The sequence below is a fragment of the Polaromonas sp. P4_F6 genome, assembly GCF_056401275.1.
Genome location: NZ_JBFUJQ010000007.1, coordinates 216,601 through 242,647 on the forward strand (window position 1 = coordinate 216,601; position 26,047 = coordinate 242,647).

The 26,047-nt window shown below is 66.6% G+C and carries 25 protein-coding genes; 16 read left to right on the forward strand and 9 right to left on the reverse strand.

Going from position 1 to position 26,047, the window contains the following annotated elements; all coding sequences use genetic code 11:
• Position 1: 1 nt before the first annotated feature.
• Entirely contained in the window at positions 2-1,243 is a 1,242-nt protein-coding gene (locus AC1DUN_RS17600; RefSeq protein WP_477715083.1) for an MFS transporter, read from the reverse strand.
• Positions 1,244-1,329: 86 nt separating this feature from the next.
• Here AC1DUN_RS17600 and AC1DUN_RS17605 point away from each other — a divergent pair, with 86 nt between their 5' ends.
• Positions 1,330-2,331, forward strand: a complete 1,002-nt coding sequence (locus AC1DUN_RS17605; RefSeq protein WP_477715084.1) for an AraC family transcriptional regulator — start codon at positions 1,330-1,332, stop codon at positions 2,329-2,331.
• Positions 2,332-2,373: 42 nt separating this feature from the next.
• On the forward strand, positions 2,374-3,033 hold the full coding sequence (locus AC1DUN_RS17610) for an alpha/beta fold hydrolase (RefSeq protein ID WP_477715085.1): 660 nt from the start codon (positions 2,374-2,376) through the stop codon (positions 3,031-3,033).
• Positions 3,034-3,078: 45 nt separating this feature from the next.
• Here AC1DUN_RS17610 and AC1DUN_RS17615 read toward each other — a convergent pair whose 3' ends face one another.
• Positions 3,079-3,774: a FadR/GntR family transcriptional regulator gene (locus AC1DUN_RS17615; protein ID WP_477715086.1), complete on the reverse strand. Its 696-nt coding sequence runs from the start codon at positions 3,772-3,774 to the stop codon at positions 3,079-3,081.
• 179 nt (positions 3,775-3,953) lie between these two features.
• Between AC1DUN_RS17615 and AC1DUN_RS17620 the strand changes: the two genes are divergently transcribed.
• Entirely contained in the window at positions 3,954-4,835 is an 882-nt protein-coding gene (locus AC1DUN_RS17620; protein ID WP_477715087.1) for a fumarylacetoacetate hydrolase family protein, read from the forward strand.
• A gap of 95 nt (positions 4,836-4,930) precedes the next feature.
• Positions 4,931-5,932: a tripartite tricarboxylate transporter substrate binding protein gene (locus AC1DUN_RS17625; protein WP_477715088.1), complete on the forward strand. Its 1,002-nt coding sequence runs from the start codon at positions 4,931-4,933 to the stop codon at positions 5,930-5,932.
• A gap of 28 nt (positions 5,933-5,960) precedes the next feature.
• Here the strand turns inward: AC1DUN_RS17625 and AC1DUN_RS17630 are convergent, their stop codons facing one another.
• On the reverse strand, positions 5,961-6,887 hold the full coding sequence (locus tag AC1DUN_RS17630; RefSeq protein ID WP_477715089.1) for a LysR family transcriptional regulator: 927 nt from the start codon (positions 6,885-6,887) through the stop codon (positions 5,961-5,963).
• 98 nt (positions 6,888-6,985) lie between these two features.
• Here AC1DUN_RS17630 and mdlC point away from each other — a divergent pair, with 98 nt between their 5' ends.
• From mdlC to AC1DUN_RS17670, 8 genes are all read left to right on the forward strand, one after another.
• The gene (gene mdlC, locus AC1DUN_RS17635) at positions 6,986-8,614 is read left to right on the forward strand and encodes a benzoylformate decarboxylase (RefSeq protein WP_477715090.1); all 1,629 of its coding nucleotides are present in this window, start codon (positions 6,986-6,988) and stop codon (positions 8,612-8,614) included.
• Positions 8,615-8,678: 64 nt separating this feature from the next.
• Entirely contained in the window at positions 8,679-10,130 is a 1,452-nt protein-coding gene (locus tag AC1DUN_RS17640) for an aldehyde dehydrogenase (RefSeq protein ID WP_477715091.1), read from the forward strand.
• Between the two features lie 16 nt (positions 10,131-10,146).
• On the forward strand, positions 10,147-11,112 hold the full coding sequence (locus AC1DUN_RS17645) for a Bug family tripartite tricarboxylate transporter substrate binding protein (RefSeq protein ID WP_477715092.1): 966 nt from the start codon (positions 10,147-10,149) through the stop codon (positions 11,110-11,112).
• A gap of 130 nt (positions 11,113-11,242) precedes the next feature.
• Entirely contained in the window at positions 11,243-12,913 is a 1,671-nt protein-coding gene (locus AC1DUN_RS17650) for an FAD-dependent oxidoreductase (protein WP_477715093.1), read from the forward strand.
• 33 nt (positions 12,914-12,946) lie between these two features.
• A complete protein-coding gene (locus AC1DUN_RS17655) occupies positions 12,947-13,912 on the forward strand; it encodes a Bug family tripartite tricarboxylate transporter substrate binding protein (protein ID WP_477715094.1) in 966 nt (321 codons plus the stop codon).
• Between the two features lie 164 nt (positions 13,913-14,076).
• On the forward strand, positions 14,077-14,910 hold the full coding sequence (locus AC1DUN_RS17660) for an intradiol ring-cleavage dioxygenase (protein WP_413327935.1): 834 nt from the start codon (positions 14,077-14,079) through the stop codon (positions 14,908-14,910).
• On the forward strand, positions 14,907-15,983 hold the full coding sequence (locus AC1DUN_RS17665; protein WP_477715095.1) for a maleylacetate reductase: 1,077 nt from the start codon (positions 14,907-14,909) through the stop codon (positions 15,981-15,983). The genes AC1DUN_RS17660 and AC1DUN_RS17665 overlap by 4 nt, the downstream gene beginning before the upstream one ends.
• A gap of 69 nt (positions 15,984-16,052) precedes the next feature.
• Positions 16,053-16,763, forward strand: a complete 711-nt coding sequence (locus AC1DUN_RS17670; protein WP_477715096.1) for an enoyl-CoA hydratase/isomerase family protein — start codon at positions 16,053-16,055, stop codon at positions 16,761-16,763.
• 166 nt (positions 16,764-16,929) lie between these two features.
• Here AC1DUN_RS17670 and AC1DUN_RS17675 read toward each other — a convergent pair whose 3' ends face one another.
• From AC1DUN_RS17675 to fdxA, 6 genes are all read right to left on the reverse strand, one after another.
• A complete protein-coding gene (locus AC1DUN_RS17675) occupies positions 16,930-17,871 on the reverse strand; it encodes an electron transfer flavoprotein subunit alpha/FixB family protein (RefSeq protein WP_477715097.1) in 942 nt (313 codons plus the stop codon).
• Positions 17,872-17,884: 13 nt separating this feature from the next.
• Positions 17,885-18,634, reverse strand: coding sequence for an electron transfer flavoprotein subunit beta/FixA family protein (locus AC1DUN_RS17680; RefSeq protein ID WP_477715098.1), 750 nt, complete (start codon positions 18,632-18,634; stop codon positions 17,885-17,887).
• A gap of 75 nt (positions 18,635-18,709) precedes the next feature.
• Positions 18,710-19,903 (reverse strand): amidohydrolase family protein, encoded by a 1,194-nt coding sequence (locus AC1DUN_RS17685; RefSeq protein WP_477715099.1) that lies wholly within the window; start codon positions 19,901-19,903, stop codon positions 18,710-18,712.
• Between the two features lie 31 nt (positions 19,904-19,934).
• Positions 19,935-20,633 (reverse strand): TetR family transcriptional regulator, encoded by a 699-nt coding sequence (locus AC1DUN_RS17690; protein ID WP_477715100.1) that lies wholly within the window; start codon positions 20,631-20,633, stop codon positions 19,935-19,937.
• Between the two features lie 106 nt (positions 20,634-20,739).
• Positions 20,740-21,513, reverse strand: a complete 774-nt coding sequence (locus tag AC1DUN_RS17695; protein WP_477715101.1) for a ferredoxin--NADP reductase — start codon at positions 21,511-21,513, stop codon at positions 20,740-20,742.
• A 56-nt stretch (positions 21,514-21,569) separates the two neighbouring features.
• Entirely contained in the window at positions 21,570-21,896 is a 327-nt protein-coding gene (gene fdxA, locus AC1DUN_RS17700) for a ferredoxin FdxA (protein WP_477715102.1), read from the reverse strand.
• 276 nt (positions 21,897-22,172) lie between these two features.
• Between fdxA and AC1DUN_RS17705 the strand changes: the two genes are divergently transcribed.
• The 4 genes from AC1DUN_RS17705 to AC1DUN_RS17720 are packed head-to-tail and all read left to right on the forward strand — an operon-like array spanning position 22,173 to position 26,028.
• Positions 22,173-23,810 carry a 6-hydroxynicotinate reductase gene (locus tag AC1DUN_RS17705; RefSeq protein ID WP_477715103.1) on the forward strand — a complete coding sequence of 546 codons (1,638 nt, stop codon included), beginning with the start codon at positions 22,173-22,175 and terminating at the stop codon, positions 23,808-23,810.
• A gap of 12 nt (positions 23,811-23,822) precedes the next feature.
• Positions 23,823-24,734 (forward strand): UPF0280 family protein, encoded by a 912-nt coding sequence (locus AC1DUN_RS17710; RefSeq protein WP_477715104.1) that lies wholly within the window; start codon positions 23,823-23,825, stop codon positions 24,732-24,734.
• 22 nt (positions 24,735-24,756) lie between these two features.
• Positions 24,757-25,398, forward strand: a complete 642-nt coding sequence (locus AC1DUN_RS17715) for an amino acid synthesis family protein (protein WP_477715105.1) — start codon at positions 24,757-24,759, stop codon at positions 25,396-25,398.
• 45 nt (positions 25,399-25,443) lie between these two features.
• The gene (locus AC1DUN_RS17720; RefSeq protein WP_477715106.1) at positions 25,444-26,028 is read left to right on the forward strand and encodes an amino acid synthesis family protein; all 585 of its coding nucleotides are present in this window, start codon (positions 25,444-25,446) and stop codon (positions 26,026-26,028) included.
• The last annotated feature ends 19 nt before the right edge of the window (positions 26,029-26,047 follow it).

Consider the following 26,047-nt stretch of genomic DNA (forward strand, 5'->3'; position numbering starts at 1 on the left):
ATCAGCTTCGCACCCCGGCCATGGCGGGAACAGGGCCGCGCCGCCAGGCCAGCAGCCCGCCCAGGGCCACGGCCACCATGGCAAATGCGGGGGCGCCGAGTGCGCCGGTCCGGTCGACGATCAGGCCGCCCGCGATGGCGCCCGTGGCAATCGCAACCTGGAAGGCGGCGACCAGCAAGCCGCCCGCGGCTTCCGCCTGGTCGGGCGCGGCGCGCACTATCCAGGTCTGAAAGCCCACCGGGAATGCGCCGAAGGCGAAGCCCCACAAGCTCACAGCCACGGCGGTGACCACGGTGGAGCTGCCGCCCACCAGCAGCGCAGCTGCCAGCACGGCGATCATTGCGCTGCCGGCGACGATGGCGTAGCGCTCGCCGTGCCCCGCCAGCCAGCCGCCCGCGAAGTTCCCGAAGAAACCGCCTATGCCGTAGCCCAGCAGCACGGCGGAAATCGCCGCCACGGGCAGTTTGGTCACGTCTTCCAGCACGGGCCGGATATAGGTGAAGCCCGCGAAGTGGCCGGATATGACCAGCAGCACCGCCAGCAGCGCAATGCGCACCGGCCCGCGCGTGAGCAGGTCGCGCAGGCCCTTCAGGCTGGCCTGGTCGCGCGGTGGCAGGGCCGGCAAGGCCGCCAGCTGCACCACAAAGGCCAGCAAGCCGACAACGCCTGCCGCGACAAAAGCGCTGCGCCATCCCCAGAGACTGCCCATCCAGGCGCCCACGGGCGCCGCGCAGACGGTGGCAATGGAGACGCCGGTCAGCACCAGCGACATCGCGCGCGGGAAGAGCCGCTCAGGCACCAGGCGCATGGCCAGCGCCGCCGCCATGGACCAGAAGCCACCGAGCGCGACACCCAGCACCACACGCGCGAACAGCAGCACCGAAAGCGAGCCGGCCGTTGCGGCCAGCAGGTTGGACACCAGCAGCAGCGTGGTGAGCGCCAGCAGCACCCGTTTGCGGTCAAAGCGCGCCGTCAGCAGGGGGATGGTGGGCGCGGCCACCGCGCCGACCAGCGCCGTGGCCGTGACGGCCTGGCCCGCGGCACCCGCCGTGACGTGCAGATCGGCCGCCATGGCGGTCAGCAGGCTGGCCGGCAGGAATTCCGCCGTGACCAGGCCGAACACGCCCAGGGAGAGGGACGCGACCGCCGGCCAGAGCGCGGCGGCCTCGGCGGGTGGATGGTTGGCGGGAGGAGCGCCTGCGGACAGTGGATCCAGGCAGGCAGAGCAGGAGTTGGATGACATGGGATATGAAGCCTTGAAGCCTTGTTGGAGACAGGGTTGCCAGCTTAGGCCTAGCATCGACAGCTTTCCATGGCGAAAGAGCCGAAATGCTTGACGATTCCTCCAGAACTTTCACGCCCGTCGTTCAGCCTCCCCATGAATACGGGGGTCTGCCCGCTGCGGGCCCTGATCCCCTCACCCAGGTCCTGCTCGGCCTGCGCCTGGAGGGCGTCGAGTACGGCCGCTGCCTCGTGCACGCGCCCTGGGCCATTTCCTTTGACGCGCAGCCCGCCGCGCGCTTTCACTTCGTTGTCAGCGGAGACTGCTGGATGCACACGCCGCAATCCGGCTGGATGGCGCTGAAGGCCGGTGACGCGGTGCTGCTGCCGCGCGGCACGGCCCATACCCTGGCCAGCTCACCCGAGGTGCCGCCGCTGGACCTCGCGAGCTTTGACCGCCAGCGGCTCGCGGACGACATCTACCTGCTGCGCGATGCAACGCCCGCGGCGCAAACACCGTCCCACACCATGTTCTGCGGCAGCATGACCTTTAACCTCGACCCCCTGCACCCCTTGCTGGCCATGATGCCGGAGGTGATACGCGCCAGCGAGCTGGCCCAGCGCGACCCGGGCGTGCCCATGCTGCTGGAGGCCATGGAGCGCGAAGCCTCGCTCAACCGCATAGGCGCTTGCGGCATCCTGGCCCGCATGGCCGACGTGCTGGCCGCGAGCATCATCCGTGCCTGGGTGGAATGCGCGTGCAGCAACTCGACAGGCTGGATCGCGGCACTGCGCTCGCCCGGCGTGGGCAAGGTGCTGGCCGCCATCCACGCCTCGCCCGAGCAGGACTGGAGCGTGCCGGAACTGGCGAACATCATGGGCGCCTCGCGCTCTCGGTTTGCCCAGGCCTTCAAGGAATCGGTGGGGGAGAGCCCTGCCCGCTACGTGGCCCGCATCCGCATGTTCCAGGCCCGCAACTGGATCGCGCAGGACGGCATGCGCGTCACCACGGCCGCCGACCGGCTGGGTTTCGACTCCGAAGCCTCCTTCAGCCGGGCATTCAAGCGTGTCATAGGCCACCCGCCCAGCAAGGCGCGCGCTGCCGTGTGAGCGAGGCATTGCCCCGCTGTTTCATGCGAGAGGACAAACAGGATGGCAAGGTTTGTTTTGGTGCCGGGTGGCTGGCATGGGGGCTGGGCCTTTGAGGCGGTCAGCAAGGCGCTATCCCATGAAGGCCACGAAGTCCAGGCGCTCACGCTATCCGGACTGGGTGACGAGCCCTCTCATGGCGCCAATCTCGACACCCACATCAGCGAGGTGATTCAGGCGCTTCGAGCGCACGATACGCCTGCCGTACTTGTCGGCCATTCGTATGGCGGCATGGTCATCACCGGCGCGGCGGACCGGCTCCCCTCGGGCGTCAAGGCCCTTGTGTATGTCGATGCCTATGTGCCCGACAACGGTGCCTCGCTCTGGTCGCTCACCACCCCGAACTACCGGGAGCGCTTCATCGCCGGCGCGGCCGCGGACGGCTTGTGCTGCGCACCGGCCGCCCATCTCGACAAGCGATGCCGCCCCCATCCCATGGCCACCTTTCTGCAGGCCATCAAATTGACCGGCGATTGGCGCCAGGTCCCCGGCAAAGCCTTTGTCGCGGCCTTCGGCTGGGAGGGCAGCCCCTTCGTCGCGTTGTACGAGCGCCTGCGGCTGGACCCTGGATGGGCCACACATCGGCTTGAATGCGCGCACGATGTTCCGCGGCTGGCGCCTGAAGCGCTCACGAAGATTCTCTTGAACTACGTGCAGGCCTGAACGAGCCCTTGGCAGGGCGTGCGCGTATGCCGGCGGAGTGATCCCTCAGGAGCCCAGCAGGTTTCGCCGCACATGCAGCAAATGCTCCCTGGTGTAACTGATGGCGCGCTCCAGGTCGCGGTCCGCCAGTGCATTGACCAGCTGGCGGTGTTCCGCCTGGTAGGACAGGCGCCTGTCCGGCGTCAGGCTGCGGCGTTTGAGCGCGCCCCAGTCATCCTGGTCGCGCGCCCGGTTGATCAACTGGAAAACATGGGTGACCAGGGAGTTGTGGGCCGCCAGCGCGATGGTTTCGTGCAGCCTTCCGTCCCAGACTTCGAACTCTTCCATGCTTTGGGCCGCCTCCGCCTTGTCGCAGCAGTGCAGCATCTTCGCGAAGTCGCTTTGGGAGGCGTTGCGAATCACCATCTCGACAATGCTGGGCTCGATCGCAAACCTGAATTCCATCAATTCGGCGGGACTGATATTGCTGGAAATGCCCGCCAGCGCCTCGGTGAAGCCAGCCGCGGCAACCGGCGCCATGGCTTGCGGCTGGAAGTCCTTGCTGACATAGGTTCCGCTTCCCACGGTCTGGGTGATGAGCCCGGCCGTTTTCAGCTGTGCCAAAACCCGCCGTACCGTGGACCTGCCGATGTTGAAAGACTCGCTGAGATGCCGCTCCGTATCAATCCGGTGCCCGGGCGCCCATTCGCCTGAATTGAGCTTGTCCAGGATTGCGTCCTTCAGTACCGCCGCGTTGTCCATTGCTTGTTCCCTTGAATGCCAAATCATAGCAAGATGGTTGGCGTGATCCACCTTGAATCAGCCCAATTTAAACCAATTTGAGAATTTAAGCTGAAATTTCGCCTCGATATTGTCGATATTGGTTCTAAAATAAACCAAGACGAGCAAATTGGGTTGATCGTCGAACCAATTGGAGTGTTATGAAAATCGGACGCGTTTCTTACCAGGGCCGGGTGCGCATGGTGCTGGTCGATGAGGCCAGCAGCAAAGTTTCTTTTGTCGGCGGAAGTTTTGCCCAGCACCTGAACCCGGTGCAGGCTGTGATCGAGCGCCGCATGACCGCTGCGGAACTGAAGCCACTCATCGAAGGTGAAGCCGGTTTTGCGGACGTCAGCTTCCTGGCCCCGGTTTCGGTGCCCGTGCGCAATATCTTCGCCGTCGGCAAAAACTACACCGAGCATGCCGCGGAGTTCGACAAGAGCGGCTTTAACGCGACCAGCGGCGCGGCGGCCGTTCCCGCCTTCCCGCAAATCTTCACCAAGGCGACGACCTCGCTGGCCGGCCCGCGAGACGATATCCGTTTTGACCCGGCGCACACCAGCTCCGTCGACTACGAAGGCGAAATCGGCGTGGTGATAGGCGCGGAATGCCGCAATGTTTCCAAGGCCGATGCGCTCGGCAAGGTGTTCGGTTTTATCGCGCTCAATGACGTGACGGCGCGGGACCTGCAGAAGAACCATGCGCAGTGGTTCCTCGGCAAGTCATTGGATACCTTCTGCCCGCTCGGCCCCTGGATATCCACCGCTGACGAGTCGCCCATCGCATCGCTCAAGGTCCAGACCTGGGTCAACGGCGAGTTGCGCCAGACCGGCGTGCTGGCCGATCTGATCTTTGACGTGCCGACCCTGATCGCGACGCTGTCCAAGGCGATGACCCTGCTGCCCGGCGACATCATCGCGACCGGCACGCCCGTGGGCGTCGGCATCGGCTTCACGCCGCCCAAATTCCTGAAGGATGGCGACCTGGTTCGCGTGGCGGTGACCGGCCTGGGCGAGCTGAACAACCGCGTTCGCCCACTGTGACGGCGGGGCACTCCGCGAGGAGTGCCTGCGCGGTGTTCACGCTCCGCGCATCAGGCAAGCAAAGACAAATCAATTCAATGGATGGAGACAAGAAGATGAACGACTCAAGCAGGAACCGGGCGCCCGTCGCATCGGCGGCAGTGGCGGTGATGGCTGCGATGGCGCTCTTTAGCGCCTTGCCGGTGATGGCGCAGGAGGCCTACCCGGGCAAGCCCATCACCATGGTCGTGCCCTTCCCGCCGGGCGGCGCGGCCGATATTGTGGCGCGGCCTGTCGCGGAGGCCATGGGGCGCTACCTCAAGCAGCCCGTCGTGATCGAAAACAAGGCCGGCGCGGGCGGCGGCATCGGCATGGCGCAGGTCGCCAAGGCCAGGCCCGACGGCTACAGCGTGCTGCTGGCGCTGTCGTCCATCGTCGTGCTGCCTGAAGCCGATGCGGTGCTCAAGCGCGCGCCCATGTTCGCGCTGTCGCAGCTCAAGCCCATCGCGCGCTTCACCGCCGACCCGGTCGTGCTGGTGGTGAATGCCAACAGCCCGTGGAAGGATTTCAAGCAGTTCAGCGCGGCCGCCAAGGCCAAACCCGGCGGCTACTCCTTCGGCTCCTCGGGCAACTACGGCACCATGCACGTGCCGATGGAGCAGCTGAAGGCCGCCACCAACACCTCCGTGCTGCACATCCCCTACACCGGTGCGGGGCCGGCGGTGGTGGCGCTGCTGGGCGGCCAGGTCGATCTTCTCGCTACCGGGCCTTCCACGGTTACCAGCCACATCCAGGCGGGAAAGCTGAGGGCGCTGGCCCAATGGGGCAATGGACGCATCCCCACGCTTGCGGACGTTCCCAGCCTGAAGGAGCTCGGCATTCCCGTGACCTACTCGCAGTGGACGGGGCTGTTTGTGCCGGCTTCAACGCCCGATGCCGTGGTGGCCCGGCTGCGGGAGGCCGCGAAGTTCGCGGCGACCGACGCACGCGTCGTGCAGTCCCTGCAAACCGCCGGCACTTATATGCAGTACCAGGACACGCCTGAGTTCACCAGCTTTGTGGCCCAGGAAGCGGGCGTCATGGCCAAGGTCGTGCAGCGGATCGGCAAGCTGGAGTAAGGGTTTAAGCAGGCCTGAATGGAGGCCTTTATGGGCGGAGCCCGCTCGCGGGTTTCGCCTCGTTTTTGAACAGCTCCACAAAAAGCCGCCGCATCCATTGGTGGGCCGGGTCGAGGTTGAAGCGGTGGCTCCAGTGCAGCGACACGGTGAAAGTGCTGCGCGGCAGGGTGTTGGACAGCAGGGCGTAGCGCTCGGTGTTGGTAAAGCGCATCGCGATGGCGCGCGGCATCACCACCGCCAGGTCGGTGCGCTCGATGATGGCGGGCAGGGCCAGAAAATGTTCCGACGTCAGCACCAGCCGGCTGTCCAGCCCGAGTTCCTGCAGGATGCGGAAGGTCTCGGAGTGCGAGCGCACGGCGACGAACTCCAGCCGCCGCAGGTCCTGCACCTTGCCTGCTTTGTGTTTCGCCGCGAGCAGCGGGTGCCCGGCGCGCACCAGCACGGCATAACGGTCGCTCAGCAACTCCATGCGCTCCGTGCCGCTGACGGAGGGCAAAAAACCCAGGGCAAAGTGGATGGCACCGGTCTCCAGCGCATCGGCGATCTGGGCGTGCGGCAGCGGTGCGGTCTGCACGCGTATGCCCGGCGCTTCGCGGTGCAGCGCGGCCACCAGCTCGGGCAGCAGCCGGGCTTCACCGATGTCGCTCATGTGCAGCCGCAGCGTCATGGTCGAGCGTGAGGGGTTGAAGGCGTCGTCTTCCCGAAGGACGTCCTGGATGGACGCAATCGCCGGCTGGATCACGCTGGCCAGGCGTTCGGCGCGCAGTGTGGGACGCATGCTGCCGCCGGTGCGCACGAACAGGGCGTCGCCGAGCGCGAGCCGCAGCCGCGTCAGGCCCTGGCTGGCCGCGGGCTGCGAAAGGCCCATGGCGTCCGCCGCGCGGCTGACGCTGCCCAGCCGGTAGACCGCCTCGAAGAGCCGAAGCAGGTTCATGTCCAGCTGGTCAATATTCATACGGTGAATTTTACGGTATACGTTTCATTGCATTGACGCATGTTGCCGCCCTTGCGAGACTTGCCTTCATTCAAGTGCCATTCAAGTTGGAGACATTCATGGATCAAGTTGTTGTGCCGGCCGCGACCCGCCAGGGCGAAGCGGTGGAGTTGGTAACGGTCAGGGAGGCGGTGTTCCGGCTGCTGCGCTCCTTCGGCATGACCTCCGTCTTCGGCAACCCGGGCTCGACCGAGCTTCCCATGTTCATGAACTTCCCGGAAGACTTCCACTACGTCCTGGCCTTGCAGGAATGTGTGGTGCTGGGCATGGCCGACGGCTACGCGCAGGCCACGCGCAACGCGGCCTTTGTGAACCTGCACTCGGCCGCGGGCGTGGGCCATGCGATGGGCAACATCTTCACCGCCTTTCGCAACCGCACGCCGCTGGTGATCACGGCCGGCCAGCAGGCGCGCTCCATCCTGCCCTTTGATCCCTTCCTCGGCTCCACGCAGGCCCCCGAGCTGCCCAAGCCCTACGTGAAGTGGAGCGTGGAGCCCGCGCGCGCCGAGGATGTGCCCCTGGCGATCGCGCGCGCTTATTACATCGCCATGACGCCGCCTTGCGGGCCGGTGCTGGTGTCCGTCCCCTCGGACGACTGGGCGGTGAAAACGCTGCCGGTCGACGCGCGCGAGGTCAGCCGCTACCTGCGTCCCGAGCCCGGCCTGCTCGCCAAAATCGGCGATGCGTTGGACGCCGCCCGCGCGCCGGCCATCGTGGTCGGTGCCTCGGTCGACCGCGACGGCGCGTGGAACGAGGCCATCGAGCTGGCCGAGCGCCACAACGCGCGTGTCTATGTCGCGCCCATGTCGGGGCGCTGCAGTTTCCCGGAAGACCATCCGCTGTGGGCCGGCTTTCTGCCGGCCATGCGCGACCGCATCGTTGAACGGCTGGCCGGCCACGACCTGGTGTTCGCCCTTGGGGCGCCGGCATTCACCTACCACGTCGAAAGCAAGGGCGCGCACCTGCCCGACGGGGCCCGGCTGGTGCAACTGACCGAAGACCCCCAGGTCGCCGCCTGGGCGCCGACGGGGACCTCGGTGGTCGGCAGCATACGGCTGGGCTTGCTGGACTTGCTGGCCCGCCCCGCGCCCGCGCCGAGGGCGGCGCCTGCGCTGCATGTGCGGCCCGCCCGCGTGCCCGAGCCTTTGCCGGGCGAGCGCCTGCCGGTGGCCTGGGTGCTGCAGACGCTGACCGATGTCCGTCCGCGCGACAGCATCATCGTCGAAGAGGCGCCCAGTGCGCGGCCCACCATGCACGGCCACCTGCCGATTTTCGAGTCGGAAACTTTTTACACCATGTGCAGCGGCGGCCTGGGCTGGGGCTTGCCCGCGTCGGTCGGCGTTGCCATGGGCAAGCCGGGTGCGCGTGTCATCGCGCTGGTGGGGGACGGCTCCGCGATGTACGCGATCCAGGCGCTGTGGAGCGCCGCGCAGCTCGGCCTGGCCATGACCATCGTGATCCTGAACAACCGCCGTTATGCGGCGCTGCACGACTTCGCGCGCATCTTCGGCTACCAGCCAGATGAACCCGTGCCGGGCACCGAGCTGCCCGACCTTGACTTCGTCGGCCTGGCCGCCGCCCAGGGCGTTCGCGGGCTGCGTGTGGCGCGCGCCGACCAGCTGCGCCCCGCGCTCGAACAGGCTTTGCGGTCCACCGAGCCCATGCTGGTCGAAGTCGAGATTGCCTGAAGGAGACAGCAAGGCAAAAACCAAAAACAACAAACACGGTTCAAAACACAAGGAGACAAAAGACATGAGCAAGATATCGATGTTGATCAATGGCGAGTCGCGGCAGGCCGCCAACGGCGCCACTTTCGAGCGCCGCAACCCGCTCGACGGCACGGTGGCCACCACCGCCCCCGCGGCGACGGTGGCCGACGCAGTAACGGCGGTCGATGCGGCCGCCGCCGCGTTTGAGACCTGGTCGCGCACCGGTCCCGGCGAGCGCCGCGCGCTGCTGCTCAAGGCGGCGCATGCGCTTGAAGCCAAGGCAGAGCAGCTGACGGCGGCCATGGCCGCGGAAACTGGCGCGGCCGCACCCTGGGCCGGCTTTAACGTGCACCTGGCCGCCGGCATGCTGCAGGAAGCGGCCGGCCTCACCACACAGATCAGCGGCGAGGTCATCCCCTCCGACGTTCCCGGCAGCCTGGCGCTGGCGGTGCGCCGCCCGGCCGGCGTGGTGCTGGGGATCGCGCCCTGGAATGCGCCGGTGATCCTGGGCGTGCGCGCCATCGCCACGCCGCTGGCCTGCGGCAACACGGTGGTGTTCAAGGGCTCGGAACTGAGCCCCGCCACGCACGGCCTGATTGTGGAAGCCTTCAAGGACGCGGGCTTTCCGCCCGGCGTCGTCAACTTCATCACCAACGCACCGGCCGATGCGGCGGCCGTGGTGGAGGCCATCGTGGCCCACCCGGCCTTGCGCCGCGTGAACTTCACGGGATCGACCCGTGTCGGCAAACTGCTGGCCGCGACCTGCGCCAAATACCTCAAGCAAGCGGTCCTCGAGCTTGGGGGCAAGGCGCCCATGGTGGTGCTCGACGACGCCGACCTCGACGCCGCGGTCAACGGCGCGGCCTTCGGCGCCTTTGCCAACAGCGGCCAGATCTGCATGAGCACCGAACGCATCGTGGTCGACAACAAGATCGCCGATGCCTTTGTCCAGCGGCTCGCCGCCAAGGCGGTGAAACTGCCGCTGGGCGACCCGCGCAAGGGGCCGGTGGTGCTGGGTTCGGTGGTGGATGCCAGCCCGGTGCAGCGCTGCAACGCCCTGATCGACGATGCGCTCGCCAAGGGCGCCAAGTTGGTCTGCGGCGGCAAGGCGGAGAACACCCTGATGCCCGCGACCCTGCTGGACCATGTGACATCCGCCATGCGCATCTACCACGACGAGAGCTTTGGGCCGGTCAAGCCCATCGTGCGCGTCGACGGTGTGGAAGAGGCCGTTCGGGTCGCCAACGACAACCCCTACGGCCTGTCGGCCGCGGTGTTCGGGCGCGACGTCGCGCGCGCCTGGGAGGTGGCCAACCGCATCGACACGGGCATCTGCCACGTCAACGGGCCCACGGTGCACGATGAGGCGCAAATGCCCTTCGGCGGCGTCAAGGACTCGGGCTACGGCCGCTTTGGCGGCCGCGCCGGCATCGATGCCTTCACCGAGTTGCGCTGGATCACAGTGCAGACCACGCCCCGCCACTACCCGTTTTGACAGCAGGAGACCCACCATGAAACCATTGCTCGCATCCCTCCTGCTCGCGGCCGGCCTCTGCGCGGGCCTGCCCGCGCATGCCCAGAACTGGCCGAACAAACCGATCAGGATCATCGTCAACTTCGCGCCCGGCGGGGCGGCCGACCAGCTGGCCAGGCTGATCGCCCCGCCGCTGCACGAGGCGCTGGGCCAGCCCGTGCTGATCGAGAACAAAGGCGGCGCGGGCGGCAACCTGGGCGCCGAGTCCGTCGCCAAGTCGCCGGCCGACGGCTACACCCTGCTCATGGCGTCGGGCGGCACGGTGTCCATCAACCCGCACCTGTACACCAAGATGAGCTTCGACCCGGCGAAAGACCTGGTACCGGTGGCTTCGGTCGCCCGCGTCCCTTTCTACCTGGTGGTGCGCGCCGACAGCCCGGTCAAGGACTTCAAGGGCCTGATCGCCGACCTCAAAGCCCACCCCGGCCAGCGCGCCTTCGGCTCGCCCGGCAGCGGCAGCTCGCCGCACCTGGCCACGGAAATGATGAAGAGCGAGACCGGGACCTTCGCGGTGCACGTTCCCTACCGCGGCGCGGCACCGGCCCTGACCGACCTGCTGGGTGGGCAGATCGACTTCCTGTTTGATCCCGGCATCGCGCTCCAGCATGTGAAGACCGGCAAGCTGCGCATGCTGGCGGTCGGCAGTCCGCAGCGTGCCCCGCAGGTGCCCGAGGTGCCCACGCTCGATGAACTGGGGCTCAAGGGTTTTGATGCTGATGCGGTGTTCGGCCTTTACGCACCCGCGGGCACGCCGCAGGCCGTGATCGACCGTGTCAATACCGAAGTCAATCGTGTGCTGAACCAGGCGGCGACCAAGGAGCGCATTCTTGCGATCGGCAACGTGGCGCTGCCGCTCAAACCCGCGGAGTTCGGCCGCAAGGGCGCGGAAGACTCCAGGCGCTTCGGCAAGCTGATCCGCGACCGCAAGATACAGGGCGACTGAGCGCGGCGGCCCTTGCCGCCAGCCTGTCGGGCTTTGTCTCTCGCACGGGCCGGCCACCCCGGTCATTGCGGCTGCGCCATGGCTGAGGACAAGGTCTTCGGCAAACACCACCACAAAGGAATAAAACGCCATGCCTCCCCCAACCGAGCCGCAGCTGCTCGAGACCGATGTCCTGGTCGCCGGCGGCGGCCCCTGCGGCCTGATGCTCGCGAACGAACTGGGCCGACGCGGCGTGTCTTGCCTGGTGGTCGATGCCAAGCCCGGCACCGCCTTCAATCCGCAGGCCAACGCCACCCAGGCCCGCACCATGGAGCACTTCCGGCGCCTGGGTTTTGCCCACGAGATACGCGCGCTCGGCTTGCCCGCCGACCACCCGACCGACATCGCCTACTTCACACGCTACGCGCGCCATGAGCTGTCGCGCATCAGCCTGCCCACCGCGGCCGAGGCGCAGGTCAGGATCAAGTCCATGACCGGCTCGTGGAGCGCGGCCGAACTGCCGCACCGCGTGTCGCAGAAATTCGTCGAGCAGGCCCTGCGCCGCCATGCCGAAGCCTGGCCCTCGGCCGAGCTGCGTTATGGCTGGTCGCTGGAGCGTTTCGTTGAAGAAGAAAGCGGCGTGAGCGCGAGCGTGCGCCCTACCGCCGGCGGCCCGGCGCAGGAAGTGAAGGCCAAATACCTGGTCGGCGCCGACGGCGCGCGCAGCCTGGTGCGCCGCCAGCTGGGCATCGAATGGGGCGGCGTCACCGGCATACAGCGCGAGTTCATGGGCGGAAAGATGTTTGCCGTCTACCTGCGCGCGCCGGGTTTTCTGTCGGTGCTGCGGCATCCCAAGGCCTGGATGTATGTCGCGGTCAACCACCAGCGGCGCGCCTTCATGGCCTCGGTCGACGGTGTTTCGGAGTACGCCTTCCATGCCGCGCTGCGGCCCGGGGAAGACGCCGACAACTGGACCGAGGACGACGCCCGCCGCGTCTTCGCCGAAGCCGTGGGCGTGGAGCTGCCCATCGAGATACTGTCCATGGGCACCTGGCTGGCCGGCCATGCGCTGGTTGCCCAGCGTTTCCAGCAGGGCCGGGTGTTTATCGCCGGCGATGCGGCCCACCTGTTCACGCCGACCGGCGGCCTGGGCTATAACACCGCCATCGAGGACGCGGTCAACCTGGGCTGGAAACTCGCCAGCGTTGTGCGCGGCCAGGCGCCCGCGGCGCTGCTGGACAGCTATGCGGCCGAGCGCAAGCCGCTGGCCGAACGCAACACCGGCTACGCGCGGCGCTTTGCCGATTCAGTAGGGCTGTTCGCCGCCAAGGCCGAGCTCGACGAGGCTTCGGAGCAGGGCGAGGCCGAGCGCGAGCGCGCGGCCCGCTACTTCGGCGAGCACGCCAGGCTGGAGTTCAACATTCCCGGCGTCACCTTTGGTGGCCGCTACGACGGCTCGCCCGTCATTGCCGGCGACGGCGCGGCGCTGCCGCCCGATGAGCCCAACCGCTACACCGCCACCGCGAGCCCGGGAGGGCGGCCGCCGCATGCCTGGCTGGACGACGGCCGCTCGCTGTTTGATTGTTTCCACAGTGAATGGACGCTGCTCGCGCTGGGCCCGGATGCGCCTTCCACGGCCGCTTTCGAAACCGCCGCGCGAGCGCTTTCAGTCGACCTGCGCGTGGTGCGGCTGCCGCAGGCCTCGCTGCGCGAGCTGTATGAAGCGCCGCTGGCGCTGATACGCCCCGACCAGATTGTTGCCTGGCGCGGTGCGGCGGCGAGCGACGCGGCGGCCGTGCTGATGCGCGTCACGGGCCGATGACAACGCCATAACAACAAAAATAAGGAGACTTGAATGAAAAACGCAATCCGCCAAATCCTCCAACTGCCGGCCGTTGCAACGGCCTTGGCGCTGCTCGCACCGGCGCAGGCCCAGACCTGGCCCAGCAAGCCCGTGCGCATGGTGGCCTCCTTTCCGCCCGGCACGCCGGGCGACTTGATTGCCAGGCTGATCCAGCCCGCCCTGCAGGCAGCGTGGAAACAGCCCGTCATCGTCGAGAACAAGCCGGGGGCGGGCGGCAATATCGCGGCCGGGGAAGTGGCCCAGGCCAGGGATGAGCACACCCTGCTGGTCGGCCCCGACACCGTGCTCACGATCAACCCGCATCTCTACAAAAAGCTGGGCTTCGATCTGCGGCAGTCGCTCAAGCCGGTGACCTACTTCGCGAGCTTTAACCAGATGCTGGTTTGCAACCCGGCCTCCGGCGTCAACACACTCGCCAGGTTCACCCAGCTTCCCGCCGGCAACACCTACGCCTCCGGCGGGCCGGGCACGCCCAGCCACATGGCCATGGAAATGCTGCTGGCGGCCACCGGCACCCGGCAGACCCATGTGCCCTACAAAGGGCCGGGGCCGGCCGCGCAGGACGTGCTCGCGGGCCATGTGGGCTGCGGTTTTATCGTCTCTTCCGTGGTGCTGCCGCATGTGCAGAGCAACCGGCTCCTGGCGGTCGCCGTCTCCAGCAAGGAGCGCTCGGTGCTCCTGCCCGCGGTGCCCACGGTGGCCGAGAGCGGCCACGCCGGTTTCGACGCGACCTTCTTCGAAACCCTGATGGCGCCCGCAAGCCTGCCCGCCGCCGTCGCGGAAAAAATCCATCGCGACGTGCGCGCCGCACTGATGGCGCCGGCCATCAAGGCAAGGCTGGCGGAAATGGACCTGCGCGTGGAGGCCGGCACGCCGCAGGAATCCGAGAAGCGCAGCCGCGAAGACTTCGCCAAGTGGGGGATGATTGCACGGCAGACACAACTCCAGCTGGACTGAGATGAAACACCCCCTGAGTCGCTTCGCGCCTTCCCTCTCAAGGGGGACGACGCCTGTGGCCGGGCCAAGCCCGTTCCACGGCGTCCGCTGGCCTTGCGCGTGCCAGTTTCATGCGATGTGGATGGCGCGCAGCGCAACAGATTACCGAAAAAAGGAGAGCCGCCATGCGCAACCTTGACCGCAACACCATCACCGAAGCCGTGCTCGCGCGCCATGCCGCGGCGGCGGACCCGCGCTTCAAACACATCATGACCAGCCTGGTCAATCACCTGCACGCCTTCGCGCGCGAGGTCGAGCTCACCGAAGAGGAATGGTTCAAGGGCATTGAGTTCCTCACGCGCTGCGGCCACATCACCGACGACAGGCGCCAGGAGTTCATCCTGCTGTCCGACGTGCTGGGCTTGTCGATGCTGACGGTGGCGATGAACAACGACAAGCCGGCAGGCTGCACCGAGGCCACGGTATTCGGCCCCTTCCATGTGGAGGGCGCGCCGCACTACGAACTCGGCGCGGACATCGCCAACGGTGCGCGCGGCATCCCTTGCCTGGTTCGCGGCACGGTGCGCGGCGCGGCGGGGGAGGCGGTGCCGGGCGCCCACATCGATGTCTGGCAGTCCGACGAAGAAGGCCTGTATGACGTGCAGCATGCGGAGATCGACCATGCGCAGGCGCGCGGAACCTTCAATGCCGATGCCAAAGGGGGCTACCACTTCCGCTCCATCCTGGCCGTGCCCTATGCCATACCGCATGACGGCCCGGTCGGCGACCTGCTCAAGGCGGCGGGCCGCCACCCGTGGCGGCCCGCCCACCTGCACTTCATGATCAAGGCCGAAGGCTATGAAACCCTGATCACCCATGTGTTCCGCAGCGACGATGCCTACCTCGACTCGGATGCCGTGTTCGGCGTGCGCCAGTCCCTGGTCGCCGACTGGAAGCCCCAGCCCGACGGCAGCTACCTTGTCGAATACGACTTCGTGCTCAATCCGTCCCGGCCATGAAGGAGTTCATCTACAACGGCCAACCCTCGCGCGTGGTGTTTGGTGCCGGCGCGCTCCAACACCTGGAGCGGGAAATCGAATTGCTCGGAGCGCGCAAGGCGCTGGTGCTGTCCACGCCTGAGCAGCGGGACCAGGCGCAAAGGGTGGCCGACCGCCTTGGGAGCCGCGCCGCCGGCATTTTCGCCAGGGCCGTCATGCATGTGCCGATAGAGACGGCACGCGAGGCGCGCGAAGAGGCGCGCCGGCTGGGTGCCGATTGCGCGATTGCCATCGGCGGCGGCTCCACCACCGGCCTGGGCAAGGCCATCGCGCTGGACTCGGGCCTGCCCATCCTGGCCATCCCCACCACCTACGCCGGCAGCGAGATGACGCCCATCTACGGCATCACCGAGGCCGGCTTGAAAAAGACCGGAAGGGATGCGCGCGTGCTGCCGCGCACGGTCATTTACGACCCGGCGCTGACACTGACTTTACCCGTGGCGCTGAGTGTGACCAGCGGCATGAATGCGATAGCGCACGCCGCCGAAGGCCTGTATGCCCAGGACAGCAACCCGGTGATGGACCTGATGGCCGAAGAGGGCATACGCGCGATCGCGCAGGCCTTGCCCGGAATTTGCCGGCGTGCCGATGACTTGGGCGCGCGCGGCGAAGCGCTGTACGGCGCCTGGCTTTGCGGCAGCGTGCTGGGCAACGTGGGCATGGCCTTGCACCACAAGCTGTGCCACACCCTGGGCGGCAGCTTCAAGCTGCCGCACGCCGAAGTGCACACCGTCGTACTGCCCCAGGCCATGGCCTTTAATGCAGAGGCCGCGCCCAGGGCCATGGCCCGCATCGCGCGCGCTCTTGGGGCCACGGGCCGCAGCAGCGCCGCGGCGGGGCTGTTTGACCTGGCCCGCGACAACGGCGCGCCGGTGGCGCTCAAGGACATAGGCATGCAGGCCTCGGACCTGGACCGCGCGGCCGACCTCGCCGTGCAAAACCCCTACTGGAACCCGCGCCCCATTGGGCAGGCGCAGCGCGGCGAGATCCGGCAATTGCTGCAGCGCGCTTATGAAGGCGTCCGGCCGGATTGAGTGGCTGTCTTTGCGGCGATAGAGTCGCCGAGCAGCACGCGGGTGGTTTCCTGGTTCAGAATCACACCCATGACAAGCCCCAAATTGCTCATCGAAGTCGCGGACGGCATCATGGCCGTCTCTTTGAACCGCCCCGACAAACTCAATGCCATCGACAACGAACTGGCCCGCGCGCTGCTTGGCGCGATTGAGCAGGCCGCGCGCGACGACAAAGTCAGGGTGCTGCTGCTGCGCGGCAATGGCCGGGCGTTTTGTGCGGGCAGGGATGTCAGCGCACCGCCCACGGAAGACGACCTGGTGCTGGTGCAGGCGGTGGCCCAGGCGCTGGTGTCATTGCCCAAGCCGGTTGTCGCTGCTGTCCATGGCTGGACCGTGGGCGCCGGCTTTGAGTGGATGCTCAATGCGGACATCGTGCTCGCGGCGGAAAGCGCGCGTTTCAAGCTGCCCGAGGCATCGCTTGGGGTTTTTGTGACCGGCGGATTGACGGCAACGCTGCCCGCCTACGCGGGTCTTGCGCGCGCCAAGGCGTTGATGCTGCTGGGCGAGGAGTTCTCACCCGCGCAGGCGCAGGCCTGGGGACTGGTCTGGAAAGTGGTTCCCGACCTCGAACTCGAATCGGCTTCGCGGCAGACAGGCGACAGGCTGGCGGCGCTTTCGCCGGAAGTCGCGGCCAGCTTTAAACGGGTCCTCAACGAAACCGGGCTTGGTCGCTTTGAGGGGGCGATTGCGCTGGAGAATGAGGCCCAGCGGGCGTTGGGAGGTCAGGCCGAGGCAGCCTGACAGCCAGCAATTTCGCTGCTTGTCTCCAAATTTCTCGCTCCTTCCCCCTTTGGGGGAAGGTTGAGATGGGGGCCTTTGGCCGTGGCAAAAAAAGCGCTTGCTCAAGCGCAGCCGGCCCCCACCCCTGCCCTCCCCCAGAGGGGGAGGGAGTTAACTCACTAACACTTCACAAAGCCGCAACCAGCTCAGGCACAGCCGTGAACAGGTCAGCCTCCAGGCCGTAGTCGGCCACGCTGAAGATGGGCGCTTCGGGATCCTTGTTGATCGCCACGATGACCTTGCTGTCCTTCATACCGGCCAGGTGCTGGATTGCGCCGCTGATGCCGGCCGCGATGTAGAGCTGGGGCGCCACGATCTTGCCGGTCTGGCCCACCTGCCAGTCGTTGGGGGCATAGCCCGCATCGACAGCGGCGCGGGAGGCACCGAGTGCCGCGCCCAGCTTGTCGGCCAGCGGCGTCAGCACTTCGCTGAACTTCTCGCTGGAGCCCAGCGCGCGCCCGCCCGAGACAATGATCTTGGCGGCCGTCAGCTCGGGGCGGTCGCTCTTGGCGATCTCGGAGCCCAGGAAGCTCGACTTGCCGCTGTCGGCCACGCCGGCCGGCGTTTCAATCGCGGCCGAGCCGCCGCTGGCGGCCGCCGCGTCAAAGCCCGTGGTGCGCACGGTGATGACTTTGGTGGCGTCCAGGCTTTGCACGATGGCGATCGCGTTGCCGGCGTAAATGGGGCGCTCAAAGGTGTCTGCGGCGTCGACCTTGGTGATGTCGGAGATCTGGCCGACATCCAGCGTCGCGGCCACGCGCGGGGCGATGTTCTTGCCCGAGGCGGTGGCGGGAAACAGGATGTGCGAGTAGTTGCCGGCAATGGCCACCACCTGGGCGGCCATGTTCTCGGCCAGGCCGTGGGCGAAGTGCTCGCCTTCGACGTGGATCACCTTGGCGACGCCGGCAATCGCGGCGGCGGCCTTGGCGGCGGCTTCGGCGCCCTTGCCGGCCACCAGCACGTGGACCTCACCACCACACTGGGCGGCGGCCGTCACGGTGTTGAGGGTGGCGGGCTTGATGCTGGCGTTGTCGTGTTCTGCTACGACGAGTGATGCGAGTGTGGTCATGTCATCAGTCCTCTTAAATTACTTTGGCTTCGTTCTTGAGCTTGTCCACCAGGGCGGCCACGTCGGCCACCTTGACGCCGGCGCTGCGCTTGGGCGGCTCGCTGACCTTCAGGGTCTTGATGCGCGGCTTGACGTCCACACCGAGGTCTTCGGGCTTGAGGCTGTCGAGCTGCTTTTTCTTGGCCTTCATGATGTTGGGCAGGGTGACGTAGCGCGGCTCGTTGAGGCGCAGGTCGGTGGTGATGATGGCCGGCAGCGTGAGCGAGAGGGTTTCCAGGCCGCCGTCGACTTCGCGCGTGACCTTGGCGGTGCCGCCTTCGACTTCGACCTTGGAGGCGAAGGTGGCCTGGGGCCAGCCCAGCAGCGCGGCCAGCATCTGGCCGGTCTGGTTGCAGTCGTCGTCGATCGCTTGTTTGCCGAGGATGACGAGCTGGGGTTGTTCTTTCTCGACCAGGGCCTTGAGCAGCTTGGCCACGGCCAGGGGCTGCAGTTCCTCGGCGGTTTCGACCAGGATGGCGCGGTCGGCGCCTATGGCCATGGCAGTGCGCAGGGTTTCCTGGCATTGCGCGACGCCGCAGCTGACGGCGATGACTTCGGTGACGACGCCTTTTTCTTTCAGGCGGGTGGCTTCTTCGACGGCGATCTCGTCAAACGGGTTCATGCTCATCTTGACGTTGGCGATGTCGACACCGGTGCCATCGGATTTGACGCGGACTTTCACGTTGTAGTCGACTACACGTTTGACGGGGACCAGAACCTTCATTGACCCATTCCTTGATGCTTGATGAATAAATGGCGCGCAGGGCTACCCCCGCGCGCGGGAAAAATGGAGGCGGCCTCAGGCCGCGACGATCTGGGGAATCTGCGTGGCCGGCGGCGTATTGCGGCTGCGGCCGCAGCGCACCAGGCCGTCAATCATCACCATGCCGACGCCGGGGATGTCGCCGCGCTGGATGCTGTCGAGGATGTCGCGCCCGGCGGAATGCTGGGCTTTGTCCATGAAAACAAAGTCGGCATCGCGGCCGGTTTCTATCAGGCCGCAGTTGAGTTTGCGGATGCGTGCCGTGTTGCCGGTGGCAAAACAGAAGGCCAGCTCCGGGGGGATGTTGCCCAGGCTGCAGAGCAGGGAGATCAGGCGCAGCATGCCCAGCGGCTGGACACCCGAGCCGGCCGGGCCGTCGGTGCCCAGGATGACCCGGTGCGGGCACTTGAGCTGCAGCGCTGCCTGGGCGGCGGCGATCGCGACCTTCTCATTGCCGTTGTGGACGATCTCGATGGCGCGCGAGGACTTCTCGCAGAGTTCGCAGACATGCGCCTCCGACAGCGCCGTGTGCCCGCCGTTGATGTGGCCTATCACGTCCGCATCGGCTTCCAGCACCACGTCCTTGTCGATCAGGCCTGAGCCCGGAATCGACGGGCCGCCGGTGTGTATGGTGCTCTGGATGCCGTACTTGCGCGCCCAGCCGACCATCTCCTTGGCCTCGTAGCCGGCCTTGACGGAGCCCAGGCCCACTTCGCCGAGCAGCGTGACGCCGGCCTCGGCCAGGTCCTTGAAGTCCTGCTCGGTCATGCCTTTTTCGATGATGGGCGCGCCGGCCAGGACCTTGACGCCACCCGGGCGGAAATTGTCGAACGCGCGCTGCGCGGTGATGGCCAGCGCCTTCAGTCCCACGATGTCCTTGGGCCGCCCCGGCAGGTGAACTTCGCCGGCCGAGATCATGGTGGTGACGCCGCCGTGCATGGTCGAGTCTATCCAGCCGATCTGGTTCTGGCGCGGCGTCCAGTCGCCGAAGACCGGGTGCACATGGCTGTCGATCAGCCCGGGCGCCACGCAGGTCTGCTGCGCGTCGATCACGGTCTGCGCGTGCGCGGTGTCGCAATCCTTGGCCTTGCCGACGGCCACGATCAGGCCGTCGTTCACGACGATGGTGTCGGCGTCGAGGATGGGGCGGTCTATGTCGCCGGACAGCAGCAAGCCGATGTTTTTGATGACGACTTTTCCTGACTTGCCGGTCGATGCTGCTTCTGCCATGGGTGGCCTCTTTTCAGTGTGTGTGGGGAAATCAGGGGTTCAGCATGACGGTGCGCAGCACGGTGCTGATGATGAAGGCCTGCCACTGGGCCAGTGCTTCAGGCGACTGCAGGTCTTCGCCGAGAAAGGCCGACAGCGTGTGGCGGTTGGAGATGTAAAAGTAGCCTGTCGCCGCGATCAGCAGGTAGACATTGCGGGCGGAGATGTCGGAGCGGAAGATTTTCTTGCGCACGCCGCTTTCCAGCAGCTGCCGGATGATGGCGATGGCAGGCGACGAGTAATCTCGCGCGCGCTGCGACTTGGCGATGTGCTTGCCGCGGTGCAGGTTCTCCGTGTTGAGCAGCGTGATGAACTCCGGGTTCTTGCTGTAGTAGGAGACCACGAAGCAGATCACGTCCGTCAGGGACTCGATGGGATGCTCGACGTCCAGCGACAGCTCGAGCTCCGCGTCGTTCATGCGGCGGTACATGTCTTCGAGAACTTCGATGAACAGGCCTTCCTTGCTGCCGAAGTAGTAATAAATCATGCGGTCGAAGGACTTGGCCGACTTGGAGATTTTCTCCACGCTGCCGCCGTCGTAGCCGTAACGCGCGAAGACCTTGGTGGCCGCGCGCAGGATGTTGTCGCGTGTGGTTTGCGCGGCCTGCTCCCGCACGCCGGGCCGTTTGGCTGCCGCGCGTTTGGGTGTCGCGGCGCGTGGCGTGGTGGTTTTGGCGGTCTTCACTGTCATGGATGGGTGTCCGGTCGCGGTTGGCAAAGGGGCGGGCGCAAGGCCGCCGGGGAAGAAATTTCCCGGGTAGTGTAGGGCGGAAGCAAACGCCGGGCCATCTTCTTCCTCATTGCTCGGCGAAGGCGCGTTCAATCACGAAGTCGCCCGGCCTGGAGGTGTTGCCTTCCGTGAAGCCCTTGCCCTCGAGCATGTGCTTGAGGTCCTTGAGCATGCCGGGGCTGCCGCAGATCATGACCCGGTCGTGCGCCGCGTCCAGCGGCGGCAGGCCCAGGTCCGCCTGCATCTTTCCGTTTTCGATCAGGTCGGTGACGCGCCCCATGTTGCGGTAGGCCTCCCGCGTGACGGTGGGGTAGTACAGCAACTGCTTGGAGATCAGGTCGCCGAGGAATTCGTGCTGGGGCAAATGCTCGACGACCAGGTCGTGGTAGGCCAGTTCGTCGGCCTGGCGCACGCCGTGGACCAGCACGACCTGCTCGAACTGTTCATAGGTCGCCGGGTCGCGGATGATGCTCATGAAGGGCGCCAGGCCGGTGCCGGTCGAGAGCAGGTACAGCCGCTTGCCCGGCAGCAGGTAGTCGATGACCAGCGTGCCGGTGGGCTTGCGCCCGACGATGATCTTGTCGCCGACCTGGATGTGCTGCAGGCGCGAGGTCAGCGGGCCGTCTTCCACTTTGATGCTGAGGAACTCCAGGTGCTCTTCATGGTTGGGGCTCACGATGCTGTAGGCGCGCAGCAGGGGCTTGTCGTTGACCCTGAGGCCGATCATGGTGAAGTGCCCGTTGCTGAAACGCAGCGAGGTGTCGCGGGTGGTGGTGAAGGTGAACAGGCGGTTGGTCCAGTGGTGGACGGACAGGACGGTTTCTTCGTTGAATGCGCTCATGGTGGTGGGGGTGTAAAGAGTCGGTATGAAAGAGTTGCGCGCCGGGCCGCTGGCCTTTAGCCGAGATCCAGGCCCGCCAGCTTGTCGGTCTTGTCCTTCCACAGCTCGGCGTCCGGCAGGGGCGCGATGCGTTTGGAGATGGTGGGCCACAGCTTGGCCAGCCTTGCGTTGATTTCCAGGAAGGGCTTGAACTGCTCGGGGGTGTCGGTGTCCGCGTAAATCGCGTTCACCGGGCATTCCGGAATACAGACGGCACAGTCTATGCATTCGTCCGGGTCTATGACCAGGAAGTCCGGGCCCTGCTTGAAGCAATCCACCGGGCACACGTCCACACAGTCGGTGTATTTGCATTTGATGCAGGCGTCGGTCACTACGTGGGTCACAAGAACTCCTTTGCGCGGCGGTTCGGGCCGGCTATCGTCGATGCAGGCAATGTGCCACATTAATGTAGTGGACGCAACATTTAAGTTAAGTGTTCACAACATTTTTAAAAATAAATTGGAGGCCGCGGTGCAAATCCTATTGCGCGGCAATTCCGTATCCGCTACATTGAATTTAAATGTAGCAAATGCAACATGTAAATTAAGTGCGCACTACATTGGGGATTGCGCCCCGGAATGGCGCCCCGGGATGGGGCCGGTGCGAACAAGGTGAACACGATGACCGAACACACAAAAACGGACGGCCTGCCGGGCATGGACGGCCTTCCCCAGGTGCTGGAAAAGGCCAGGCCGCGCAATGAGCGCATGAACAGCGAGAAGATCGAGTGCAACGCCTGCCCGGTGCTGTGCCAGATTTCCGACGGCCGCAGCGGCGCCTGCGACCGCTATGCCAACCACGGCGGCACCCTGGTGCGTGTGGATCCCGTGCTGCTGCTGCGCCGCACCCTGTCGGGTTCGGAGCCGCAGCTGGTCTCCTTTGCGGGGCGTGAAGCCGCGGCGCAACCCGCGCCGCAGGGCGGCGTTGCGGGCGGCCTGCCAGCGGCGGCACCGTCACCGGCCTGGAGCGGCGACCTGTTGCTGGCCGACGAGGTGTTTGTCACCGGCGTCGGTTCGTCGACGACCTACCCCGACTACAAACCCGCGCCCTTCATTGTGTCGTCGAAGGCGGCCGGCGTCGACATGGTCACCGTGGTCACCGAAGGGATCTTCAGCTACTGCAGCTTGAAGGTGAAGATAGACACCGACCGCTTCCTGGGCGCGGAGCAGGCCAATGTGCGCTGCAAGGGCGAAGTGGTCGGCCACGTGACGACGGCCGAATACGGTTCCCAGATGCTGTCGCTGGGCGGCGTGCACCACCTGACCGGCGGCAGCAAGAAGGAAGGCCGCGTGACGGTCGAGATGATGCAGGCGCTGGGCAACAAGCAGGCCGTGGAGTTCACCATCGACGGCGGCTCGCAAATCCTGATCCAGGCGGGCCGCGCGCCCATCGTGAACGGCGTGGAAGAAAAACGCATGCGCGTGGGCTGCGGTTCGGCCACGGTCGGCATCTTTGCCAAGCAGCTGTTCGGCAAGCTCGACGAGGTCGTGGTGGTCGACGACCACATCACCGGCGTGCTGACCGAGCACCAGGCCGGCCGCTGCCTGGACATGCCGCCCTCCGGTATCAAGATGCGCGGGCGCAAGTCGACGCCGGGGCGCTATTTCCAGGTCGCCAATCCCGGTGTGGGCTGGGGCGGCACCGACATCGCCGACCCGCTGTCCATCATCGAAACCTGGGATGCATCCGTGGCCTGGCCGGGCCTGCGCCTGCTGATGACTTCCACCACCGGGGAGCATGCGAGTTGGTATGTGCTCGACGAAGCGCTCAACCCGGTCGAGCAGGAGATGCCGCCCGAAGTGCGCCGCATCGTGGAGCGCATCGGCGAGAACTGCGAACCTTCCCTCTCCACCGTGCTTTTCCTCGGCGGCGCCGGCGGCAGCCTGCGCGCCGGCGTCACCGAAAACCCGGTCCTGCTGACGCGCGCCATCAAGGACGCGCTGGTGAACGTCACCTGCGGCGGCGCGCCGGCCTATATCTGGCCGGGCGGCGGGATCACGGTGATGGCCGACGTCATGCGCATGCCGGACAACAGCTTCGGGACCGTGCCCACGCCGGCCATCGTCGCGCCGATTGAATTCAGCATGAAGCTGGACGACTACCGCGCGCTGGGCGGCCACATGGACCATGTGCGCACGCTGGAGCAGGCGCTGCACCGCGGCGCCTGGCACAACGAAGGCGCGCCCACGGCCCTGGCCTGGGCCGCGCTGCCGGCGGCCAACCCCTGGCCGCTGGCGCGTCCTCCGCTGCTGGGCTGAGGCTTTCCCGCCATGAACGCCCAACGCACGCAACTGCCCGACGGCCGCTGGCATTTCCAGCATGGGCCCATGGACATCGTCATAGGCGCCAACGGCAGCCCGGCGGCGGTGGAGGCGGCGCATGAGCAGGCCTGGCAGCGCTTTGGCGGCATTCTCGGCGAACTGGTGCGCGAGCTGCCTGTGCTGCGGCTGCCCGTGCAAGGGCCGTGTCCGCTGAGCGGCCCGGTGGCGCGGCGCATGTGGCATGCCTGCCGGCCCTACCGGAGCGGCTTCATCACCCCCATGGCCGCGGTGGCCGGCGCGGTGGCGCAGGAGCTGGTTGCCTGCTACGCGGCAAGCGGCATCACGCGGGCCTGGATCAACAACGGCGGCGACATCGCGCTGCACCTCGTGCCTTCGCAGTCGGTGCGCATAGGCCTGTATGCGGATATCGAGCGCCTGGGCGTCGATGAAATCCTGGACGGCGTGCAGACCGACGGGCAGTTCGAGGTCGACAGCGCCCTGCCCGTGCGCGGCGTGGCCACCAGCGGATGGCGCGGCCGCAGCTTCTCACTGGGCATCGCCGACAGCGTGACCGTGCTGGCGCGCACCGCCGCCGAAGCCGACGCGGCCGCGACCGTGATCGCCAACGCGGTGGATGTCGCCGATGCGCGCATCCGGCGCCTGCCTGCCTGCGAATTAAAGGACGACAGCGACCTCGGCGCCATTCCCGTCACGGTGGAGGTGCCGGCGCTGGAGCCCGAGCTGGTGAGCCGCGCGCTGCACGCGGGCCTCAGGCGCGCCCAGACCTTGCGCGCGGCGGGCCTGATCTGGTCGGCGGTGCTGGTGTGCCAGGGCCAGTTCATGACCACCGCCGCCGGCGCTTCGGTGCAAAGCCTGGACAGCCACCGCGGCGGCCGGCAAGCTGGTTCGGTATTTGCTTAATGAAATGAATGGACCTTCAACCATGATAGAAATCAGGCGCATCTTTACGCACGTGGAGCAGATACGGCACGAGTTCGGCCCCGAGGCGCCCACGCCGCTGCTGCGCGGCGCGATTGCCGCGGTGCTGGCCAACCCCTTCGCCGGCCGCTATGAGCCCGACATCCTGCCCATGATGGATGCGCTGCAGCCGGTCGGCATTGACATGGCCCAGCGCCTGCGCGCCGCGATGGACGTCCCGGCGGAGCGCATCGAGGGCTACGGCAAGGGCGCCATCGTCGGCGCGGCCGGGGAGCTTGAGCACGGCGCGCTCTGGCATGTGCCGGGCGGCTATGCCATGCGGGAACTGCTGGGCTGGAAGGGCGACCGCAATGCCTACGCCAAAGGCAAAGCCGAGGAAAAAACCGGGCAGCCCGGCAACGCGCTGTCCATCGTGCCCTCCACCAAAAAAGTGGGCGGACCGGGGACGGCGCTCGATGTGCCGATGACACACGTCAACGCCAGCTATGTGCGCAGCCACTTCGATGCCATCGAAGTGCGCGTGCCGGGCGCGCCCCTGCCCGACGAAATCGTCTTCATCCTCGCGATGAGCACGGGCCCGCGCATCCATGCGCGCGTAGGCGGCCTGGCCGCCAGCGTGATCGCCAAATGGGACGGCCTGCGCTGAGTTCGGCGTGAGCAGCATCCACATACATTGAGACAAGGAAACACCATGAGCGCGAAGATCCGAAAAATCATTGTCCAGGTCGATGAGACGCTGATCGAAATGGGCAAACCCGTCACGCCGCCCACACGCCGGGCGCTGGCCATGGCCGTGATTGAAAACCCCTTTGCCGGGGCCTACGTGGAAAAGCTCGACGCGCTGATCGCCATCGGCGAAGAACTCGGCGGCCTGCTCGGCCAGAAATGCGTGCAGGCCCTGGGCATAGAGCCGGGCCAGGCGCAGAGCTACGGCAAGGCCGCGATTGTGGGCGAGGCCGGCGAGCTCGAACATGCCGCGGCCATCCTGCACCCCAAACTCGGCGCGCCCCTGCGGCAGGCGGTGGAAAAAGGCGCGGCCCTGGTGCCGTCCAGCAAAAAGCGCGGCGGCCTGGGCACGGCCATCGACGTGCCGCTGGGGCACAAGGATGCGGCCTTTGTGCGCAGCCATTTCGACGCCATGGAAGCGCGTGTGGCCGACGCGCCGCGCGCCAATGAAATTGTGGTTGCTGTCGTCGTCACGGACAGTGGCCGGCCACTACCGCGCGTGGGCGGATTGCAGGTCCACGAAATCAAGGGCGAGGACGGGCTGCGCTGACGCGGGGCCTGCCAGCCAT

Bases quoted from the DNA above. Each gene is read 5' to 3' on its own strand.
- AC1DUN_RS17600 (WP_477715083.1), bottom strand. From the start codon at position 1,243: ATGTCATCCAACTCCTGCTCTGCCTGCCTGGATCCACTGTCCGCAGGC.
- AC1DUN_RS17605 (WP_477715084.1), top strand. From the start codon at position 1,330: ATGCTTGACGATTCCTCCAGAACTTTCACGCCCGTCGTTCAGCCTCCC.
- AC1DUN_RS17610 (WP_477715085.1), top strand. From the start codon at position 2,374: ATGGCAAGGTTTGTTTTGGTGCCGGGTGGCTGGCATGGGGGCTGGGCC.
- AC1DUN_RS17615 (WP_477715086.1), bottom strand. From the start codon at position 3,774: ATGGACAACGCGGCGGTACTGAAGGACGCAATCCTGGACAAGCTCAAT.
- AC1DUN_RS17620 (WP_477715087.1), top strand. From the start codon at position 3,954: ATGAAAATCGGACGCGTTTCTTACCAGGGCCGGGTGCGCATGGTGCTG.
- AC1DUN_RS17625 (WP_477715088.1), top strand. From the start codon at position 4,931: ATGAACGACTCAAGCAGGAACCGGGCGCCCGTCGCATCGGCGGCAGTG.
- AC1DUN_RS17630 (WP_477715089.1), bottom strand. From the start codon at position 6,887: ATGAATATTGACCAGCTGGACATGAACCTGCTTCGGCTCTTCGAGGCG.
- mdlC (WP_477715090.1), top strand. From the start codon at position 6,986: ATGGATCAAGTTGTTGTGCCGGCCGCGACCCGCCAGGGCGAAGCGGTG.
- AC1DUN_RS17640 (WP_477715091.1), top strand. From the start codon at position 8,679: ATGAGCAAGATATCGATGTTGATCAATGGCGAGTCGCGGCAGGCCGCC.
- AC1DUN_RS17645 (WP_477715092.1), top strand. From the start codon at position 10,147: ATGAAACCATTGCTCGCATCCCTCCTGCTCGCGGCCGGCCTCTGCGCG.
- AC1DUN_RS17650 (WP_477715093.1), top strand. From the start codon at position 11,243: ATGCCTCCCCCAACCGAGCCGCAGCTGCTCGAGACCGATGTCCTGGTC.
- AC1DUN_RS17655 (WP_477715094.1), top strand. From the start codon at position 12,947: ATGAAAAACGCAATCCGCCAAATCCTCCAACTGCCGGCCGTTGCAACG.
- AC1DUN_RS17660 (WP_413327935.1), top strand. From the start codon at position 14,077: ATGCGCAACCTTGACCGCAACACCATCACCGAAGCCGTGCTCGCGCGC.
- AC1DUN_RS17665 (WP_477715095.1), top strand. From the start codon at position 14,907: ATGAAGGAGTTCATCTACAACGGCCAACCCTCGCGCGTGGTGTTTGGT.
- AC1DUN_RS17670 (WP_477715096.1), top strand. From the start codon at position 16,053: ATGACAAGCCCCAAATTGCTCATCGAAGTCGCGGACGGCATCATGGCC.
- AC1DUN_RS17675 (WP_477715097.1), bottom strand. From the start codon at position 17,871: ATGACCACACTCGCATCACTCGTCGTAGCAGAACACGACAACGCCAGC.
- AC1DUN_RS17680 (WP_477715098.1), bottom strand. From the start codon at position 18,634: ATGAAGGTTCTGGTCCCCGTCAAACGTGTAGTCGACTACAACGTGAAA.
- AC1DUN_RS17685 (WP_477715099.1), bottom strand. From the start codon at position 19,903: ATGGCAGAAGCAGCATCGACCGGCAAGTCAGGAAAAGTCGTCATCAAA.
- AC1DUN_RS17690 (WP_477715100.1), bottom strand. From the start codon at position 20,633: ATGACAGTGAAGACCGCCAAAACCACCACGCCACGCGCCGCGACACCC.
- AC1DUN_RS17695 (WP_477715101.1), bottom strand. From the start codon at position 21,513: ATGAGCGCATTCAACGAAGAAACCGTCCTGTCCGTCCACCACTGGACC.
- AC1DUN_RS17705 (WP_477715103.1), top strand. From the start codon at position 22,173: ATGACCGAACACACAAAAACGGACGGCCTGCCGGGCATGGACGGCCTT.
- AC1DUN_RS17710 (WP_477715104.1), top strand. From the start codon at position 23,823: ATGAACGCCCAACGCACGCAACTGCCCGACGGCCGCTGGCATTTCCAG.
- AC1DUN_RS17715 (WP_477715105.1), top strand. From the start codon at position 24,757: ATGATAGAAATCAGGCGCATCTTTACGCACGTGGAGCAGATACGGCAC.
- AC1DUN_RS17720 (WP_477715106.1), top strand. From the start codon at position 25,444: ATGAGCGCGAAGATCCGAAAAATCATTGTCCAGGTCGATGAGACGCTG.